The organism is Streptomyces zinciresistens K42 (assembly GCF_000225525.1).
GTDB lineage: Bacteria > Actinomycetota > Actinomycetes > Streptomycetales > Streptomycetaceae > Streptomyces > Streptomyces zinciresistens.
On record NZ_AGBF01000032.1, the window covers coordinates 20,416 to 38,677 of the forward strand.

The 18,262-nt window shown below is 71.2% G+C and carries 15 protein-coding genes, 1 tRNA gene and 1 pseudogene; 6 read left to right on the forward strand and 11 right to left on the reverse strand.

Features of this window, described 5'->3' with window-relative positions; genetic code table 11:
* Positions 1-164 precede the first annotated feature (164 nt).
* The 3 genes from SZN_RS13010 to SZN_RS13025 all read left to right on the forward strand — a co-directional run bounded on the left by SZN_RS13010 (position 165) and on the right by SZN_RS13025 (position 3,930).
* Complete coding sequence (locus SZN_RS13010) at positions 165-1,184, forward strand: SGNH/GDSL hydrolase family protein (protein WP_078508557.1); 1,020 nt, start codon at positions 165-167, stop codon at positions 1,182-1,184.
* Between the two features lie 421 nt (positions 1,185-1,605).
* Positions 1,606-2,826: an acetyl-CoA C-acetyltransferase gene (locus SZN_RS13020; protein ID WP_007495049.1), complete on the forward strand. Its 1,221-nt coding sequence runs from the start codon at positions 1,606-1,608 to the stop codon at positions 2,824-2,826.
* A 285-nt stretch (positions 2,827-3,111) separates the two neighbouring features.
* Positions 3,112-3,930, forward strand: a complete 819-nt coding sequence (locus SZN_RS13025; RefSeq protein WP_043730349.1) for a hypothetical protein — start codon at positions 3,112-3,114, stop codon at positions 3,928-3,930.
* 47 nt (positions 3,931-3,977) lie between these two features.
* Here the strand turns inward: SZN_RS13025 and SZN_RS13030 are convergent, their stop codons facing one another.
* Positions 3,978-4,289, reverse strand: a complete 312-nt coding sequence (locus SZN_RS13030; RefSeq protein ID WP_007495051.1) for a hypothetical protein — start codon at positions 4,287-4,289, stop codon at positions 3,978-3,980.
* A 102-nt stretch (positions 4,290-4,391) separates the two neighbouring features.
* Between SZN_RS13030 and SZN_RS13035 the strand changes: the two genes are divergently transcribed.
* On the forward strand, positions 4,392-4,622 hold the full coding sequence (locus SZN_RS13035; protein WP_007495052.1) for a DUF4287 domain-containing protein: 231 nt from the start codon (positions 4,392-4,394) through the stop codon (positions 4,620-4,622).
* 96 nt (positions 4,623-4,718) lie between these two features.
* Here SZN_RS13035 and SZN_RS13040 read toward each other — a convergent pair whose 3' ends face one another.
* From SZN_RS13040 to SZN_RS13080, 10 genes and pseudogenes are all read right to left on the reverse strand, one after another.
* Complete coding sequence (locus tag SZN_RS13040) at positions 4,719-5,615, reverse strand: Bax inhibitor-1/YccA family protein (protein ID WP_007495053.1); 897 nt, start codon at positions 5,613-5,615, stop codon at positions 4,719-4,721.
* Positions 5,616-5,820: 205 nt separating this feature from the next.
* A pseudogene (locus tag SZN_RS13045) lies at positions 5,821-6,995 on the reverse strand (4-hydroxybenzoate 3-monooxygenase).
* A 486-nt stretch (positions 6,996-7,481) separates the two neighbouring features.
* Positions 7,482-8,513, reverse strand: a complete 1,032-nt coding sequence (locus tag SZN_RS13050; RefSeq protein ID WP_043730351.1) for an NAD(P)H-dependent glycerol-3-phosphate dehydrogenase — start codon at positions 8,511-8,513, stop codon at positions 7,482-7,484.
* A complete protein-coding gene (locus tag SZN_RS13055) occupies positions 8,429-9,328 on the reverse strand; it encodes a class I SAM-dependent methyltransferase (RefSeq protein WP_007495059.1) in 900 nt (299 codons plus the stop codon). The genes SZN_RS13050 and SZN_RS13055 overlap by 85 nt, the downstream gene beginning before the upstream one ends.
* Entirely contained in the window at positions 9,321-10,466 is a 1,146-nt protein-coding gene (locus SZN_RS13060) for a YcaO-like family protein (protein ID WP_007495061.1), read from the reverse strand. The genes SZN_RS13055 and SZN_RS13060 overlap by 8 nt, the downstream gene beginning before the upstream one ends.
* Positions 10,463-11,644, reverse strand: a complete 1,182-nt coding sequence (locus SZN_RS13065; protein WP_007495063.1) for a TfuA domain-containing protein — start codon at positions 11,642-11,644, stop codon at positions 10,463-10,465. Before SZN_RS13065 ends, SZN_RS13060 begins: the two co-directional genes overlap by 4 nt.
* Positions 11,645-11,709: 65 nt before the next feature.
* Positions 11,710-11,841, reverse strand: coding sequence for a hypothetical protein (locus SZN_RS43165; RefSeq protein WP_007495065.1), 132 nt, complete (start codon positions 11,839-11,841; stop codon positions 11,710-11,712).
* A gap of 149 nt (positions 11,842-11,990) precedes the next feature.
* Entirely contained in the window at positions 11,991-12,533 is a 543-nt protein-coding gene (locus tag SZN_RS13070) for an ATP-binding protein (RefSeq protein ID WP_341865576.1), read from the reverse strand.
* A 317-nt stretch (positions 12,534-12,850) separates the two neighbouring features.
* Positions 12,851-14,101 (reverse strand): helix-turn-helix domain-containing protein, encoded by a 1,251-nt coding sequence (locus tag SZN_RS13075; protein ID WP_078508558.1) that lies wholly within the window; start codon positions 14,099-14,101, stop codon positions 12,851-12,853.
* 352 nt (positions 14,102-14,453) lie between these two features.
* Positions 14,454-14,540 (reverse strand) — tRNA-Leu (locus SZN_RS13080).
* Between the two features lie 393 nt (positions 14,541-14,933).
* On the opposite strand from SZN_RS13080, the gene SZN_RS13085 reads away from it, so the two are divergent.
* Positions 14,934-15,704: an ABC transporter ATP-binding protein gene (locus SZN_RS13085; protein ID WP_007495071.1), complete on the forward strand. Its 771-nt coding sequence runs from the start codon at positions 14,934-14,936 to the stop codon at positions 15,702-15,704.
* The gene (locus tag SZN_RS13090; RefSeq protein ID WP_007495073.1) at positions 15,704-18,238 is read left to right on the forward strand and encodes an ABC transporter permease; all 2,535 of its coding nucleotides are present in this window, start codon (positions 15,704-15,706) and stop codon (positions 18,236-18,238) included. Before SZN_RS13085 ends, SZN_RS13090 begins: the two co-directional genes overlap by 1 nt.
* Positions 18,239-18,262: the final 24 nt, after the last annotated feature.

The following is an 18,262-nucleotide window of genomic DNA, read 5'->3' on the forward strand; positions in this document are numbered from 1 at the left end:
GTTGTCTCCGGATGCCGCAAAAGGTCTGGTCGTGGTGGTGACGCCAGCCTAGAGCCTGTGCCGGGCACGAGTCCGTGACGGTCGTTCACTCCTCGTTGGGATTGGGCCACGGTCCGTGCGGGGCAAGCAGTTGATGGACGGCTACGAGGAGGTGGCGGCTACGCATGACGAGCATGTCGAGGGCGAGAGTGGCCCGGCGGATCGCGGCGGGCGCCGCGTACGGCGGAGGCGGCATCGGACTGGCCGGCGCGGCGGCGGTGGGCGTGTTCCTGGCCGAGGTGCGGCTCGCCAGGCGCGCCGTGGGCGGCGGCAGCGATCCGCACGTCCCGAACGCCGACGGCCGGTACGGACATCTGTACGACACCCCGGGCGAGCCACCGCTGCGGCTCACACTGCTGGGTGACTCCACGGCGGCGGGCCAGGGCGTGCACCGGGCCGGGCAGACACCGGGCGCGCTGCTGGCCTCGGGGCTGGCGGCGGTGGCGGAGCGCCCGGTGATGCTGCGCAACGTGGCACTGCCGGGGGCCCGCTCCGACGACCTGGACCGCCAGGTGGCCCTGGTGCTGGCGGACCAGTCGCTGGCACCGGACATCTGTGTGATCATGGTCGGCGCCAACGACGTCACCCACCGGATGCCCCCGACCCGCTCGGTGCGCCATCTCTCCTCGGCGGTACGGCGGCTGCGCACGGCCGGCGCGGAGGTGGTGGTCGGCACCTGTCCCGACCTGGGGACGATCGAACCGGTGCAGCAGCCGCTGCGCTGGCTGGCCCGGCGGACCTCGCGCCAGCTGGCGGCCGCGCAGACGATCGGGGCGGTGGAGCAGGGCGGCCGCACGGTGTCGCTGGGCGACCTGCTGGGCCCGGAGTTCGAGGCGAACCCGCGGGAGCTGTTCGGCCCCGACAACTACCACCCCTCGGCGGAGGGGTACGCCACGGCGGCGATGGCGGTCCTGCCGACGGTCTGCGCCGCGCTCGGCCTGTGGCCGGCGGAGGAGGAGCGTCCCGACGCCTCCCGGCGCGAGGGCTTCCTCCCGGTGGCCCGTGCGGCGGCCGAGGCCGCCTCGGAGGCGGGCACCGAGGTCACCGCGGCCATGCCGACCGGCCCCAAGGGCCCCTGGGCCCTCCTCAAGCGGCGCCGCAGGCGCCGGGTCCCCGAACCCACCCACGCCCCGGTCACCCCGTGACCCGGCGGGGCCGACCCGCCCGCCCTCCCCCGGGCACCTCCCGGGCGCCGGACGCCATCCAGCCCGTCCGGCGCCTGAGGACAGGGCCCCTTCAGGGCCGAAGCGGGGGCCGGGGGCGCCAGCCCCGCCACACCACCCACCACCCACCACCCACCACCCACGGCCCACGGCCCACGGCGCCGAACCCCCTGCCCCCAGCCCCGGCGCCGCCCCCGCCCCGGCCCCCGGCCCCCAGTCCCCGCCCCCGGCCCCGGCCCCGGCCCCGGCCCCGGCCCCGGCACAGAACGCCAACCGCCGGAGGCGCAAAGCAAGCGCTTAGAAAATTGCGGCCAGTGTCACACCGCCCTCCCCGTGACCTCGCCCTTACGGCCGGGTAACTTCCCCCACAGCCCTGCCCTCCCCGTACGCCACTGGAGCCGTGATGCCCGAAGCCGTGATCGTCTCGACCGCCCGCTCCCCCATCGGCCGCGCCTTCAAGGGCTCCCTGACCGCCCTGCGCCCCGACGACATCACCGCCACGATCATCCAGGCCGCCCTCGCCAAGGTCCCCGAGCTGGACCCGCGCGACATCGACGACCTGATGCTCGGCTGCGGCCTGCCCGGCGGCGAGCAGGGCAACAACCTCGGCCGGATCGTGGCCGTGCAGATGGGCATGGACCACCTCCCGGGCTGCACCGTCACCCGCTACTGCTCCTCCTCGCTCCAGACCTCCCGCATGGCCCTGCACGCCATCAGGGCCGGCGAGGGCGACGTCTTCGTCTCGGCGGGCGTGGAGATGGTCTCCCGCTTCACCAAGGGCAACTCCGACAGCCTCCCGGACACGCACAACCCGCTCTTCGCCGAGGCCGAGGCCCGCACCGCCGAGGTCGCCCAGCAGGAGGGCACGACCTGGCACGACCCGCGCGAGGACGGCCTCGTACCGGACGCCTACATCGCCATGGGCCAGACCGCCGAGAACCTGGCCCGCTCCAAGGGCGTCACCCGCCAGGAGATGGACGAGTTCGGCGTGCGCTCCCAGAACCTCGCCGAGGAGGCCATCAAGAACGGCTTCTGGGAGCGGGAGATCACCCCCGTGACGCTCCCGGACGGCACGGTCGTAGCGAAGGACGACGGCCCCCGTGCCGGTGTCACCCTGGAGGGCGTCCAGGGCCTGAAGCCCGTCTTCCGCCCCGACGGCCTCGTGACCGCCGGCAACTGCTGCCCGCTGAACGACGGCGCCGCCGCGGTCGTGATCATGTCCGACACCAAGGCCCGCGAGCTCGGCCTCACCCCGCTCGCCCGCATCGTCTCCACCGGCGTCTCGGGCCTGTCCCCCGAGATCATGGGCCTCGGCCCGGTCGAGGCGTCGCGGCAGGCCCTGCGCCGCGCCGGTCTGACCGTCGGCGACATCGACCTGGTCGAGATCAACGAGGCGTTCGCCGCCCAGGTGATCCCCTCCTACCGCGAACTCGGCATCGACCTCGACAAGGTGAACGTCAACGGCGGCGCCATCGCCGTCGGCCACCCCTTCGGCATGACGGGCGCCCGCATCACCGGCACGCTGATCAACTCCCTCCAGTGGCACGACAAGCAGTTCGGTCTGGAGACGATGTGCGTCGGCGGCGGCCAGGGCATGGCGATGGTCGTCGAGCGCCTCAGCTGACCGCAAGGATCAAGCCATTCCGTAGTCGCCCCACGACCCTGTGTGAGGCAACGGCCCAGAACCTGGGAACCCCCAAGGTTCTGGGCCGTTTTGTGATCCAATCTCCCCCAGGATGTGACCTATCTCCCTCCGTTGAGGGATCCACGCAGGTCAGCGCGGCTTCACCGGCAAACCCCGGACCCAAAACCCTGTCCGTTTCGTGACGTTACGCACTGACAGCTCGATAGTCCGCCCTTCAAGCTGATGTAGGAAGTCGGGGGTCGACTTTGAACCGGGAGTACGTCAGTGAGCGCCATGCCGATCGCCCTGCTGCTCACCACGGCCGCCACCGCCGCCGTGGGCGTCGCCGTCCTGCGCACCCTCATGGTGCTGCGCCGACAGGTCGCGGCCCTGCACACCGAGCTGGCGCAGAGCAATGCCGACGCGGCCCGCGGCCTCGTTCCGCAGGCCCGCGCCTCCGCCGACGCGGACGAGATACGCGCCGCCGTGGCCGAGGCGCTCGCCGAGGAGCGCGAGCGCGAGCTGGCCGAGGCGCGCGCCTTCTGGGCCGCCCAGGAGGCGCGTGACGCCTCCGACGCGCCGACGCTGCTCGGCCTGTCCGACAGCGAGCTCTTCCTGCCCCGGCAGGCCGACTTCGCGGGGATGGAGCATCTGGAGCCGGTGGCCGAGCCCGCCGAGGCCGACGAGTTCTCCTCGAAGGACTTCGTCCAGGGCGGCACCCCGAGCGAGTCGCCCGAGCTGGCGGCGGCCCGCCGCAGGCACCCCTCCCACCCGGACTTCGTGCCGGTGTCCTCACCGGTCGTCAACGACCACGAGCGCACCGTGGCCACCCTGGAGGACCTGGCGGCCTCGGCCGTCGCGCTCACCGACGTGCGCCCCGGCCCGCTGGGCACCCTGGACGTCTACGTCTTCGCCGACGGCACCACGCTGTGCATGACCCCCGGCCACCGCGAGACGGCGGAGCGGCTGGCGGCGGCCCTGCGCGCGGGCGAGACGCCGGTGCTGCTGGGCGGTTCGGGAGTGTCGGGCGCGTACACGCTGACCTTCGCCTGCGGCGGGGAGAACGTCTACATCCTGGCCGACCGGGTCATCGCGTCCCTCTGACGGGCCCGGGTGCCCCGGGAGGCGTCCCCGGTCCCGGGGCACCCGGGTCAGACACCCGCGCGCTTCTGCGCCTCCCGCACCAGCCGGACCGCGTCCTCGACCTCACCGTCCTCGGTCAGCACGAGCGCCAAGTCGTGCACGGCGACGGTGATCTGGTCGGCCGCGGCGAACATCCCGGCGTCGGGCATCTCGCGGGGCTCCGCGTCCGGGGCCTCCAGCCGCTGCGCCCACCGGGTCAACTCCCGCGCCAGGGCGAGCGCTTCGGGGGCACCTCCCCGCTGGAGGCGGCTCTGGGGCGCGGCCCGCAGCCGGTCGGCGAAGTGATCAACGGCACGGGTCAGGGGCGTCGTATCAACCACGCCCCCAACCTACGCGTCGCACCGCGACTGTTGCCAACGGGCGAACGCTCAGGCACGGTGACCTGAAGGACCGGCCTACATCCCCTGCGTCCGGAGGCGCCGATGTCCCAAGTCTTCTCCGAGGAGACCCATCGCAATCTGCTCGCCCGCATCCCTCACTGCACCGGTCGTGAGATCTCCGACTGGCTGCGCGCCGTCGACGACGGCCCCGCTCTCTTCAACTTCGAGGAGAAGGTCAGCTGGCTCCGCCACGAGCACAACCTGGCGTACGGCCACGCGAAGGCGATCATCCATGAGTACGACTTGAGGAGGGCCGCGCGCAAACTGCTCTAGGCGCGCACCGGACATGGCGAAGGGCCCCGGACCGAGAAGTCCGGGGCCCTTCGCCGCGACCCGCCCGCCGGGGCGGGTCGCTCAGCTGCGCGGTGATCAGTCGCTGCTGTTGAGGATCGCGATGATCCGCAGGAACTCCATGTAGATCCAGACCAGCGTCAGCGTGAGACCGAAGGCGGCGAGCCATGCCTCCTCGCGCGGGGCGCCGTAGGCGATGCCGTCCTCGACCTGCTTGAAGTCCAGGGCGAGGAAGCAGGCGCCGAGCAGGATGCCGATGACGCCGAACAGGATGCCGAGCGGGCCGCTGCGGAAGCCGAGGCCGTCACCGCCGCCGAAGACCGCGAACAGCAGGTTGATCGCCATCAGCGCGATGAAGCCGAGCGCGGCCGCCATCACGAAGCCGACGAAGCGGCGGTTCACGCGGATCCAGCCGGCCTTGTAGGAGACCAGTACCGCGAGGAAGACCGCGATGGTGCCGAGCACCGCCTGCATGGCGGCACCGCTGGCGATGCGGTTGTCGACGACGCTGGAGACCACGCCGAGGAACACGCCCTCGAACGCGGCGTACGCCAGGATCAGCGCGGGCGCCGCCTTGCGCTTGAAGGACTGCACCAGCGCCAGGACCATGCCGATCAGTCCGGCGCCGATCGCGATGCCGTAGGACCGGCCGATGTTCGCGTCGTCCACGGGCAGCGTCGCCCAGGCGAGCGCGGCCGTGACGATCAGGACACCGAGCGTGGTGCCGGTGCGCAGGAGGACGTCGTCCAACGTCATGCGGCCGGCGGCGGGCGGGGCCTGCGGCGGTGCGCCGTGCTGCAGGTCCTGCTGTGCGTAGGGGTTCTGCGCGTAAGGGTTGCCGGCCTGCGGCTGGGCGTACGGATTGCCCTGCGTGCCGACAGCGGCGCCCCCGGCCTGCGGCGCGGCGTTGAAGCCCGCGTAGCCGTTGTCGCGGCTGAACCCCCGTCGCGAGAAGACCGGGTTGCTGCTCCTCATTGCACTCCTCCATGGCCACCGTGCGCGGCCTTGGCTCAAGAGTAATAGGTTGGCAAAGGATTGACCCTCGTACTTGGGGAGGATCTTTCCCTCTTCGTGCTCGCCAACACGCTACGCGACCGGGTGATTCCCGGCCATGACCGGCCCCTTTCATGACCAACCTGCGACCTGCCCGGAACCGGCCGGAGATCATACGTGATCTGCGTCACTCGAAGGCGAACCCCGTGTACGCCTCCGCGAGGTCGGTCTCCGCGGCCCGCGAACCCGCGATCCGCTCCAGCCGCGCGAGCTGGAGCCGGTCCTCGAAGGGGGTTGCGCCGGACGGGCGGTGCAGCAGCGTCGTCAGGTCGTACGAGAACCGCTCGGCCTGCCAGACCCGGCGCAGACAGGTGTCGGAGTAGGCGTCGAGCAGCCGGGCGGACCCCGTACGGCGCCGGTGCGCCAGCGCCCGCGCGAAGGTGACGACTCGCCGACGGCCAGATTCAGCCCCTTCGCACCCGTCGGCGGCACGATGTGCGCCGCGTCCCCGGCGAGGAAGAGCCGGCCGTGGCGCATGGGCTCGTGGACGTAGGACCGCATGGGGGTGACCGACTTCCGGGTGACGGGGCCGCGCTCCAGCCGCCAGTCGTCGTCCGTCTCGAAGCGGCGCTCCAGTTCCGCCCAGATCTCCGCGTCCGGCCACGCCTCGGCGTCGGTGCCGGGCGGCACCTGGAGGTAGAGGCGGGAGACGGCCAGGGAGCGCATGGAGAGCAGGGCGAAGCCCCGGTCGTGGCGGGCGTAGACCAGCTCGTCGTGGGAGGGGGCGACGTCGGCGAGGACGCCGAGCCAGCTGAAGGGGTACGTCCGTTCGAAGACGCGGCCCAGTCCGGCGGGGACCGCCTCGCGGGAGACGCCCCGGAAGCCGTCGCACCCGACGACGTAGTCGCACCGCAGCACGTCCTCGCGGCCCGCCTGGCGGAAGCGCACGCTCGGGCTGTCGGTGCCGGCGCCCTCGACCGCGAGGGCCCGCGCCCCGAACAGCAGCGGCCCGCCGTCCTGGAGCTGGAGGGCGATGAGGTCCTTGCAGACCTCGGTCTGGGCGTAGACCATCACCGACCGGCCGCCGGTCAGGGCGGCGAGGTCGACCCGGTGCCGGCGCCGCGCGAACCGCAGTTCGATGCCGTCGTGCGGCAGGCCCTCGCGGTCCATCCGCTCCCCGGCACCGGCCGCGCGCAGCACGTCCACCGTGCCCTGCTCCAGGATTCCGGCCCGCTGGCGCTGTTCGGCGTAGGCGCGGTCGCGGCTCTCCAGGACGACCGAGTCGATGCCGGCGTGGTGCAGCAGCCGGGCGAGGAGCAGCCCGGCCGGGCCCGCTCCGACGATGCCGACGGTGGTACGCACCGGCCGCTCCCCTTCCCCGGGCCCGCTCAGCCGCCGTTCGCCCAGTGAAGTCCCCTGCGCCCGACGCCCGCGAGTCTCGGCCACCCACCAGATGCTGTCAATGGGGGCGTGGTGAACCACTGAAGAGCGGTCAACTCTTACGGATCGTTCCGCACTCGCGCGCGCCCTTCCGTCTCACCCCCCATCAGATGCGCCAGTGGCGCACGCTCTGGAGCACGTTCTGACAGCCTGCCGGATGCGCGCGCCAGGCCCCTCACCCGCTCCTCGGACAGATGGAAAGCGATCTTGGCGAGTTCAGTGCCGTCGGTCGCGTCCGGAGCGTGCTCGACCCTGGAGCATCATCTGACCTGCGGAAAAGCCGCACCCTCGAAAGCTCTCCCGGACTTTCCCGCATCGCCACGCATCCCATGACCGGATTGTCTGCCTCGCTGGCGGCTGCCCGTACCCGCGTCGCCGGTGACGCCTGCTCGCTCTGCGCCGTTGCACTCAGTTGCCCGCTTCGCGCCCCCGGTCGCCGAACCTCTCGGGCTTCGGCGTGCGGGACATGAGCGCATCAACGACGTCCGTCGGATTCTGGCCGTTGTGGATGATGTCGACGACCGCCGCGGTGATCGGCAGCTCCACTCCGTACCGCTCGCCGAGCGCGCTCACCGCCTTGCTGGAGGCAACGCCCTCGGCGGTCTGCGTGGTCGCCTTCTTCGCCTCCTCGACCGTCAGGCCCTCGCCGAGCCGGTATCCGAAGGAGTGGTTGCGCGACAGGGTCGAGGAACAGGTGGCCACCAGGTCGCCCATCCCGGCCAGGCCGGCGAACGTCAGCGGGTCCGCGCCCATCGCGACCCCGAGCCGCGTCGCCTCGGCGAGTCCGCGGGTGACCAGGGCGGCCTTCGCATTGTCGCCGAGGCCCATGCCGTCGGTGACGCCGACCGCCAGGGCGATGACGTTCTTCACGGCGCCGCCGAGTTCGCAGCCGACGATGTCGCTGTTCGTGTACGGGCGGAAGTACGCCGTGTGGCAGGCCGTCTGGACTCGCTCGGCCGTGTTGTGGTCGGCGCACGCGACGACGCTCGCGGCCGGCTTGCGCTGGACGATCTCGCGGGCGAGGTTCGGGCCGGACAGGACCGTGACCCGGTCCGGGCCCGCGCCGGTCGTCTCGGCGATCACCTGGCTCATCAGCCGGTTGGTGCCCAGCTCGACGCCTTTCATCAGTGACACGAACACCGTGCTCGGCGACCACAGGGGCCGCCATTCCTCCAGCAGCGGGCGCGCGTGCTGGGCGGACACCGCCAGGACGGCGATGTCCGCTTCGCGCGCGGCCACGGCCGGGTCGGCGGTCGCCCGCACGCTGTCGGGGAGCTGCACGCCCGGCAGGTAGTCGCCGTTCACGCCGGTGGCGTTGATCGCGTCGACCAGCTCGGGGCGGCGCCCCCACAGCGTCACCTCACGTCCGGCATCGGCAAGAACAAGGGAGAACGCCGTCCCCCACGATCCGGCTCCGTAGACGGCAACACGACTGGACATGCGGGGTCTCTCCTCGCAGCGGGGGATGCATCGTTGAGCGGGCGCCTCAATGTAACGACCAGCGCCTGCCGGTTGCCGAGCATCGGCGCATGCGCGCGCGCCTCGTGGAGCATGCTGTCGGTCTGCTCGTCGCCCAGTTCCCGGCGCAGTTCGGCCTCGTGCCGGATCCACAGCCCGTAGAGCCGGCTCCACATCTGCGGCTCGTGGGGGCGCTCGTAGCCGGCCTCCAGGACCAGCCCGGCCTGGGCGGCGTCTTCCTGCCACGTCGGCGCCCGGACCGTCCGAGAGCGGCTGGAGGTGAGGACCGCGCGGCCCCCGGGCTTCAGGACGCGCCGGATCTCCGCGAGCACCGCGGGTCTCTGCACCCTCTTGCCGAGGGCGTCGACGCACACGAGGCCGTGGGCGTACTGGTCCGGCAGCCCGGTGGCCGTCCTCAAGCCGACGGCGAACTCGGCACGGGTGTCGGGGATCTGGAAGGCCGGAGCGCGGTCGGCGGCCAGTCGCAGTGCGAGCGCCGAGATGTCGATGCCCGTCATCGCGACGCCGAGGGCTCGGGCAAGCCACAGACCCACGCCGCCGCTGCCGCACCCGAGGTCGACGAGCTGCTGGTTCGGGTGCATGCGCAGAGCGCCGACCATCGAGCCCATCAGCGGCCAGTCCGCCGAGCCGGCCGGGTCGACGTCCCACGGGTAGAGGTCCCCCATGGCTTGGGCGTACAGGTTGCGGACGATCCCACTGGCCGCGCGGGCCGAGTACATGGCGTCGAAGACCCGGGCGTACGCCTCGTCGGTCTCGCCGAGGACGACGTCAGGCACGGCGGCCCCCCGGGCGGGGGACGGACCGGGTGATGCGCATCTCCAGGCCGGGACTGATGACCTTCACGGCCGCGTACGCCTGCGCGTCGTGCAGCGTGAAGGCAACCGGCTCGTGGCCCGTGGTCTCGGCGATGCCGGCCGCCACCGAGGCGAGGTGCACGTCCAGGTCGCCGCGCTGCGGAAACCGGATGCGCGTCAGATTGTTCCAGTCGCCGGTCGGCAGGTGGGCCGGGACCGGCCGGGCCGGGTCGGCCGCGAAGGCGTCCTCGTGCGAGTCGAGATCGTCGCGGGTTCCGGAGATGCACGTCAACCGGGACTGCGCAGCCTCGGTGAGCGCTCGCGACAGCGCGATCCGCGGGTCGAAGTGGCAGCCGGACCCGGCGAAGACGATCGGGTAGTCCTCGGACCAGATGTAGGCGGCGCACACGGGCACGCCGTAGGCGTTGTCCACCCACGCCATCTCCAGCCACATCCCGGCCTTGAGGAAGCGGTCGACCAGGTCCCGGCAGTACGGGTCGGTCACCGTGTCCGGGACGAGGAGGATCCGGTGCCTGCCGTCGGCCACGTAGTCGCGGTGCAGGACGTCGCGCTCCACGACCTCCAGCAGCGCGTGCAGCGTGGCCTCCGTCAGCGTGTTGCCGCACGCCAAGCCGTTGGACGTCACGTAGAACGCCTCGGGCTGTCCGCCGCGGTGCTGCCGGCGCCGTACGACGTCGGCCGGGATCAGGGTGGGCGCGCCGCTGATGACGCCCCGGCCGGTCACCCAGTCCATCGGCAGGTCGGTGAGCGCCGGGTCGTCGGCCTTCGTCGGCAGGGCCCGCAAGGGATACGGCACGTCGAGGTCGCGGTGAGCGCCGCTCACATCCGCTTCCAGCGGCTGCTCGGCGTGCCACAGCTCGGCGGACTCCAGGACGGCCGAGATCTTCGCGAGGGTGTCGCTGGCGCCCTTGCCCTGCGAGGTGACCAGTGTCCGGGCGTGCGGGCGTACTGCCGTCCACACGGGGATGCCCAGGTGGTCCAGGCCGGTGAGGCGGGCGACGCGGCTGATGCCGAGGCGGCCGAGCTGGGGGCCGAGCGCGCTCCACGTCTCCTCGGCGGTGCGTGCCCGGACGGTCCCGGTCAGGGCGATCGGCGTCATCGCGCGGCCTCCTGGTCTCGGAGGAAGCCGAGGACGAAGGGACGGGCGGCGTCGACGGCTTCGCGTACGCCGTGCAGTCCGCGTAGCCACGCCTCCTCCTCCAGCCCGACCTGTCCGGTGCGCCAGACGGCGGCCAGCATGTCCCTCACCACGCCTTCCTTGATCGCCTCCGGGAAGAACTGATCGTTCGCCCGGCGGGCCTCGTCGTTGACGCACGCGTACTGGCCGACGCTCGCCCGGTCTTCCGCCGTCTCGTGCGCGAGGAGGCGGGCCGCGGTCTTCTCGTCGGTCAGGTCGGTACGCGGGTTGATCACCTTGCAGGCCAGCGGACGGGGCAGGTCGCCGGCGCCGACGCCGGCCAGGTAGTCCCACCAGACGTCCTTGAAGTCCGGGTCGAAAACCTGCTGGTAGCTGACCCGGGTCAGGGTCGGGAGGCGGCCGTGGTCGGTGTCCTGCGCGGCGAAGCGGTTGGCCCACTGCCGGAAGCAGCGCGTCGACCAGTGCAGGTCGTCGACCGGCTCGACCGGGGCGTCCGCCAGGCCGTGGGCCAACTTGAGGGCCTCCAGGGCGTCTTCGCGCTTGGTGTCGCCGAAGTGCCGGTCGCCGTCCAGCATCGTGACGAGCCACGCGGAGAAGACGGCCAAGCCCTCCCGGCGGGCGACGTGCATGACCGCGTCCAGTGTCCGGTGCGCGTAGTACACGTCGGCGAGGGCCTGGATCAGTCGGGCGGCCTGGTACCGGTCGAGGAGCCCCGTCACGACCGCAGCGCGGACGGTACGGCGCACACGCACCAACGGCCATGTGCACGACGCCAGGTCACCTTCGGTGGACTGGGCGACAGCCACTTCGTCGTCGCCGTCGAGGACGCCGGACAGGTAGGCGGACCAGATGGTGCCGATGCCGAGCATGCCGCAGTCGCTCAGCTCGGCCGCCCGTAGTGCGCCGATGCTGGACGCGCCGATGACGCGGATGCCGCGCCCGAGCGTCCAGATGATCTCCTTGTGCCGGAGGGCCGGCCGGTGGTGGTACGCGCCGTCGAGGATCACGACCGTGTCGCCGGGCGTGATCTGCGGGTCGAACAGGTCACCGTGCAGGATCGGCGGCAGCACGCGCACGGACTCGTGGTGCAGGACGGGATCGTCCGGGCTCAGCGTGGGCCCGGTGAAGACGTGGATCACGTGGATTCTCCAAAGTCGGCGGGCGCCCGGCACCGTGGTGGCCGGGCGCCCTTCGAGCCCGGGGGTCAGAAGGTGTAGCACTCCTCCTGCTCGACGTCCTCGGAGCGGACGACGGCCGCGGTGTCGACCAGGGCGGCGGCGTCGTCCGGGTCGGCGACGGCCACGGTGGTCTGCGCCGCCTGCTGAGCCTTGGACATGTGTCCTCCAGAGATTCATCGGTGGTGTTGCCGACGTCGGCGGTCACCGCGTCGGGGTACGGGCCGCCCCTGCCGACCACCTGAGATCGGTGGAGCGGCCCGTGCTCCGGCCCGGGAGACCTGAACAGGCCGGAGAGCTCGGGGCCGTGTCAGCGCGGGACCGCGCCGGCACAGATGGCGGCACCTGCAGTGACGAGCATCAGGACGTAGACGATCTGGGCGCGCACGGTGGTGAACATGGGCACCTCGGGCGCGGGCACCTCGCACTCGGACGGGACAGCGATGTCGGCCCACACGCGCTTGCCCCATCGGTACGGTTCGGTGCCCCACTGCTGCGACAGGGCCTCGATGAGGAGCAGGCCCCGTCCGTTCTCCCAGTCGTCGTCGGCCGTGACCACCTCGGGCAGGGTGCGGCTCAGGTCGATGACCGAGAGCTGCACCCGGTCGTCGTCGAGCTGACGGCAGATCACCCGGAAGCTGCCGCGCCGGGCGTGCACCACGGCGTTGGTGGCGAGTTCCGAGGTGATCGAGTCGGCCAGGTCGGCAAGGCCCGGCATGCCCCACTCCTGCACGGCTGCCCGCACGAGGGCGCGCGCCGCCGGGACTGACGCAGCCTCCCGGGGAAACGTCGTGCTGACCACGGGCCGACCGCCCTCGGCGGCCGGTCGACGGCCCATCACGACGGCACCCATGGGCCCGGTTCGCCGTGCGGAGGCAGGCGAAGGTCACCAGTGCGCCCGGGAAGGGGTGCGCGCCCGGCGTCGGACCGCCGGCGCGACCGCATGTGCAGCCTCCCCTGGGCGGGTACCGGTGGCCCAAGCGCTATTGGCCACCGCAACGCGAGGTGCGCCCTCGCTGATGCGGCCGGATCGCGAGCGTTGATCGGCTCCAACGCCGACACCCCCTGGTGATCACTCAAGTACGAATCGTGACCACTTCAGGATTGCGTGCCAGCTGGGAGCCGCCCCTGAGTTTTTCTCAGGGGCGCTTTCCAACTCGCCTGCGCCCCCTAACTGTTGCCCACAAGCTCCATGTTGCGGATGAGGCCGGAGAGAGCGGAAGCCTGCGAAGGCACCCCTGCGCGGGCCATGTCGGCGACGAGCGCGCGGGCCATCGGGTCGGCGTACACGTAGTACGGAGCCCCGCCCGCGGCTTCCCGTAGCTTCACCACGGCCGAGGAGCTGCGGCCCATACGGTGCAACGCCCTGGCTTTGTCGATCGCGAAGTGCGTCCGCCTCTCCTTGCTGGGCACCTCGTTGACGTCCGCGTTCGGCACCCGCTTCAAGCCGGTGTCGGGCTGTTCGACCTCAACGCCGGCTTCGGCCGCGTGAACTGCAACGGTTCCCCGGCCGAACACCGTCTGCTGCTCCACGTCGTACCAGCCCTCACCAAGGCGGTCGGCGTCCTCAAGCGCAGCGTCGATTCGCGCCCAGGCGTCGTCGGCGCGACCACCGCGCGCATGTCCGATGGCCGCCCGCAGATGCAGGGCCCCTCGCAGCGAGACCACTCTGTCGTCGGCTCTGCTGTGTGCGACCAGTGGCTCCAGGTCCCGCAGCGCGGCGTCCGCGACCGCGACGGCTTCCCGAAGTGTGGCCTGGTGCAGCAGGGCACCGCACCGGTCCCACGCGACCGCCGCCATCACGACCGGGTCCCCCAACTGGGTGGCGGCCCCCGCCGCGACCTCTGCCGAGGACCATGCCAGGTCGGGGTAGCCGAGTTGGTTGAGGCACATGCGGCCAGTACGGGCGGCGTCCGCCAGGAGACGAAGTGCCTCTTCGCGTTCTTCTCCCTCGGCGACCAGGAGAGCGGTGTTCAGATCCTCCACGAGCGGCGGCAGGAGAGTGGCGACCTGCGGCAGATTCGCAGCCTGGCGCGCGGCGTTCGCCTTGGCGGAGCGGCGCCGAAGTACCGGAAGATCGACGCGCGCACCAGAAGGGTCCAGCCCCGGATGCCCGGACAGGATGAGATTGGAGCGGCGCAGCCCGGTGCGCAGGGCCGGAATGTAGGCGTGAGCCAGGGAGCCTCCGGTGCGCTGGAGTCGATAGGGCTGACCGAGGAGCCAGACCACGTCGACGTCGCACCGCTCCGCGATCGCGGTGATGACAGAAAATCGGTCCAATGCGAGTCGGCCGTTCTCGATGCCGGCGACCCAGTCCATCGACTTACCGACAAAGTCAGCCAGCTCGACTTGTGTCATACCCGCCGCATTGCGCGCGATTCGGACACGAGTACCGATGTGCTCGTCAATACTGCGAGGCATACTGGTCTCCGTTCTGACCTCGACACTCAGGACGCTACTCCGAGTCTGCGCCCCGGGCGGCCGAGCCCGTGGGGGTGCCCGGCCTTCTCCGTTCGACCGCGCCTCGTACCCGGTCAGGCGTTGCAACCCTTCCGTCTCACGCCGGCCCCCGATACGGCGCGTCCGGGGAAGCGGGACCAGCGGGTCGGCGCAGGCACCGCACTTCTTGCACTTCAGGGGATGACTCGTGATGCGCCGCGGCGTTCTGCATCCGCTTCACCGAGGGCACGACGGCAAGCGAGCGGTACCGTGCACCGTCGGCACGAACGAGCGACCGCACAATCCGGCCTTCATCAGCTCGCTGCGAGCGGGTTGGTGCCCAGAGCCGGACTTGAACCGGCACGCCCGCGAAGGGGCAGCGAGGTTTAAGCTCGCCGTGTCTGCTTTCCACCATCTGGGCAGGCCATGGGCTCCGCATCGAGATTCCGAGCCTATCGGGACGCATCCTCCGAACATCGGGCGGGCAGCCCGATGTTGTCTTATTTTATTGACGTCTGAGGGTGCATCAGCCCGCGGAACAAGCCATCCGCACTTGCCAATAGCCTTACGTGCGGTGGCCAACGGCGTACGCGGAATGACGGAATTTCACCGCCCGAACAAGGACGCTCCACCTGTTCTCGACACGAACGGCCGTCGGAGGTCCTCGTCATCCTCAGGTATGACATGACCGCTTCCAGTCCATCCGCAGGCTGTCTTCGGAACCGGAGCAGCGGCTGACTACACGGCGCCGCCCGGCAAGGACGATGGATGACGTTCCCTCCGCACACCGTCATCCCCCGAGGAGTGTTCCTTCGTGACCACCGCATCCATCGCCGGCCGTGCCACCGCCGTGGCCGCGCGCGCCACGGATCTGTCGAAGATCTACGGACAGGGCGAGACCCAGGTGGTCGCCCTGGACCGGGTCACCGTCGAGTTCCGGCAGGCCGAGTTCACGGCGATCATGGGCCCCTCCGGCTCCGGGAAGTCCACGCTGATGCACTGCGTGGCCGGTCTGGACACCTTCTCCTCCGGGTCGGTGCGCATCGGCGACACCGAGCTGGGCTCCCTGAAGGACAAGCAGCTCACCAAGTTGCGCCGGGACAAGATCGGCTTCATCTTCCAGGCGTTCAACCTGCTGCCGACGCTGACCGCGCTGGAGAACATCACCCTCCCCATGGACATCGCGGGCCGCAAGCCCGACAAGCAGTGGGTGGACTCGGTGATCCGCATGATCGGTCTCGCCGACCGGCTCGGCCACCGCCCCGCCCAGCTCTCCGGCGGCCAGCAGCAGCGGGTGGCCGTGGCCCGCGCGCTCGCCTCCCGGCCCGAGATCATCTTCGGTGACGAGCCCACCGGCAACCTCGACTCGCGCTCGGGCGCCGAGGTGCTCGGCTTCCTGCGCAACTCCGTGCGGGAGATGGGCCAGACGGTCGTCATGGTGACGCACGACCCGGTGGCCGCCGCCTACGCGGACCGGGTCGTCTTCCTCGCCGACGGACGGATCGTCGACGAGATGTTCCAGCCGACCGCCGACTCCGTCCTCGACTTCATGAAGCAGTTCGACGCGAAGGGCCGGACCAGCTGATGTTCCGCACCGCCCTGCGCAACGTACTGGCGCACAAGGCCCGGCTGCTGATGACCGTGCTCGCCGTGATGCTCGGCGTCGCGTTCGTCTCCGGCACCCTGGTCTTCGCCGACACCCTCTCCAACGCCTTCCGCAACCAGTCGGCGAAGAGCTACGACGACGTCGCCGTCGCCGTCACCTCCTACGCCGACTCCGAGGACCCCAAGGCCGAGCCGGGCGTGTCCCGCAAGACCCTGGACGAGATCGCCGCGCTGGACGGCGTCGCCGCCGCCTACGGCCGGGTCGCCGGCTTCGCCGGGGTCGCCGACCCCGGCGGGAAGCTGATCGGCGTCGGCTGGTCCAACAAGGGCTCCAACTTCGCCCCCGGCAAGGACGGCAAGGACCCCGCCTACGCCTTCACCAAGGGTTCCGGCCCGGTGCGCGACGACCAGGTCGCCCTGGACGTGGACTCCGCGGCCAAGGGCGAGTACCAGGTCGGCGACCGGGTCCGGGTGGCCACGAACGGACCGGTGAAGGAGTACACCCTCAGCGGCGTGTTCACCACCGAGGACGGCGCGGTGAACGCCGGCGGCAGCCTCGTCCTCTTCGACACCGCGGTCGCCCAGAAGCAGTACCTCGCGCCCGGCTACTTCCAGGACGTCACCGTCACCGCCGCCCCCGGCGCGTCCGACACGAAGATCCTCGACGCGGTCAAGCCGCTGCTGCCGGAGTCCGCCGAGGCCGAGACCGGCCAGGCGCTCGCCGACAAGCAGGCCAAGCAGATCGAAGAGGGGCTGGGCAGCCTCAAGCAGGTCCTGCTCGGCTTCGCCGGCATCGCGCTCTTCGTGGGGATCTTCCTGATCTCCAACACCTTCACGATGCTCGTCGCCCAGCGCACCAAGGAGATCGCCCTGATGCGGGCCGTCGGCGCCTCGCGCCGGCAGGTCACCCGCTCGGTGCTGGCCGAGGCCGCGCTGGTGGGCCTGGTCGCCTCCTTGGTCGGCTTCGCCCTCGGGGTCGCTCTCGCGGTCGGACTGCGCTCCGGGATGGCCGCGTTCGACATGAAGATCCCGGACGGCCCGCTGATCCTGTCCGCCACGCCCGTCGTGGCCGCGGTCGCCGTCGGTGTGCTGATCACGATGTTCGCCGCCTGGCTGCCCGGCCGCCGGGCCGCGAAGATCCCGCCGGTGGCGGCGATGAACAGCGTCCACGCGGCGGCCACCACCAAGTCGCTGGTGCTGCGCAACTCCGTCGGCTCGGCCGTCACCGCGCTCGGCGCGGCGGGGATCGTGCTCGGTGCCTCGACGGGCGGCAGCGGCGGCCGCATGTACATCGGCGCGGGCGCCTTCTTCGCCCTGATCGGCGTGATCATCCTGATCCCGCTGCTGTCCCGGCCGGTGATCGCGCTCGTCCGTCCGCTGCTCGTCGGCCCCTTCGGGGTGGCCGGCAAGCTGGCCGGGCAGAACGCGGTCCGCAACCCCCGCCGTACCGGCGCCACCGCCTCGGCGCTGGCGATCGGGCTGACGCTGGTGACCGGGCTCTCGGTGCTGGGCGTCACGGTCGGCACGGCCATCGACAAGATGACCACGGACAACATCAAGGCCGACTACATGGTCTCGATGGCCAACGGCGGGGACCTCGACCAGTCCGCGCTCAGGGCGCTGGAGAAGGCCGACGGCGTCTCGGCGGTCTCGCCGCAGCAGAACGCCTACTTCCAGCTCGCCGGCGACGACTTCGTGTCCGTCTCGGCGGTCACACCGGGCGACATCACCAAGGTCCTGAACGTCGACGTGGTCGCCGGCGACATCGCCGCCCTCGCCAAGGGCCAGATCGCCGTCGCCGAGAAGACCGCCAAGAAGAAGGGCTGGAAGCCGGGCGACAGCGTCGCCGTCACCTTCAGCGACAAGAAGAAGGGCGCCCTGAAGGTCGGGGCCGTCTACCAGAACAGCGAGTTCCTCTCCCCCGTCCTCGTCGACACGAAGGTCGTGAACGCGCACGAGGCCAAGCCGTCCATCCAGCAGATCTTCGTGAAGACGGACGGCGGCCAGTCAGCGGCCGGCGAGAAGGCCCTGATCAACGCCCTGGGCGACAACCCGGCGATGACGGTCATGGACCGCCAGGACATCCGCAACGAGTTCGGCGGGGCCATCAACACCCTGCTGAACATCATGTACGGCCTGCTGGCGATGGCCCTGATCATCGCGGTCCTCGGGGTGGTCAACACCCTCGCGATGTCGGTCTTCGAACGGCAGCAGGAGATCGGCATGCTGCGCGCGATCGGTCTCGACCGGCGCCGCGTGAAGCGGATGGTCCGGCTGGAGGCCGTGGTCATCTCGGTGTTCGGCGCGCTGGTAGGCATCGGTCTCGGCGCGTTCCTCGGCTGGGCCATCGGCAAGACCCTCGCGGACCAGATCCCGGGCTACACGCTGGTCCTGCCCTGGGACCGGATCGGGATCTTCCTGGTGCTGGCCGGTCTGGTCGGTGTGCTGGCCGCGCTGTGGCCGGCCCGCAACGCCGCCCGGCTGAACATGCTGAACGCGATCAAGACCGAGTAGGCGGCACGGTACGACGGCCAGGGG

What these genes read in the sequence shown, in the direction of transcription:
- SZN_RS13010 (WP_078508557.1), top strand. Translation starts at nt 165, where the DNA reads ATGACGAGCATGTCGAGGGCGAGAGTGGCCCGGCGGATCGCGGCGGGC.
- SZN_RS13020 (WP_007495049.1), top strand. Translation starts at nt 1,606, where the DNA reads ATGCCCGAAGCCGTGATCGTCTCGACCGCCCGCTCCCCCATCGGCCGC.
- SZN_RS13035 (WP_007495052.1), top strand. Translation starts at nt 4,392, where the DNA reads ATGTCCCAAGTCTTCTCCGAGGAGACCCATCGCAATCTGCTCGCCCGC.
- SZN_RS13040 (WP_007495053.1), bottom strand. Translation starts at nt 5,615, where the DNA reads ATGAGGAGCAGCAACCCGGTCTTCTCGCGACGGGGGTTCAGCCGCGAC.
- SZN_RS13050 (WP_043730351.1), bottom strand. Translation starts at nt 8,513, where the DNA reads ATGTCCAGTCGTGTTGCCGTCTACGGAGCCGGATCGTGGGGGACGGCG.
- SZN_RS13060 (WP_007495061.1), bottom strand. Translation starts at nt 10,466, where the DNA reads ATGACGCCGATCGCCCTGACCGGGACCGTCCGGGCACGCACCGCCGAG.
- SZN_RS43165 (WP_007495065.1), bottom strand. Translation starts at nt 11,841, where the DNA reads ATGTCCAAGGCTCAGCAGGCGGCGCAGACCACCGTGGCCGTCGCCGAC.
- SZN_RS13070 (WP_341865576.1), bottom strand. Translation starts at nt 12,533, where the DNA reads ATGGGTGCCGTCGTGATGGGCCGTCGACCGGCCGCCGAGGGCGGTCGG.
- SZN_RS13075 (WP_078508558.1), bottom strand. Translation starts at nt 14,101, where the DNA reads ATGCCTCGCAGTATTGACGAGCACATCGGTACTCGTGTCCGAATCGCG.
- SZN_RS13090 (WP_007495073.1), top strand. Translation starts at nt 15,704, where the DNA reads ATGTTCCGCACCGCCCTGCGCAACGTACTGGCGCACAAGGCCCGGCTG.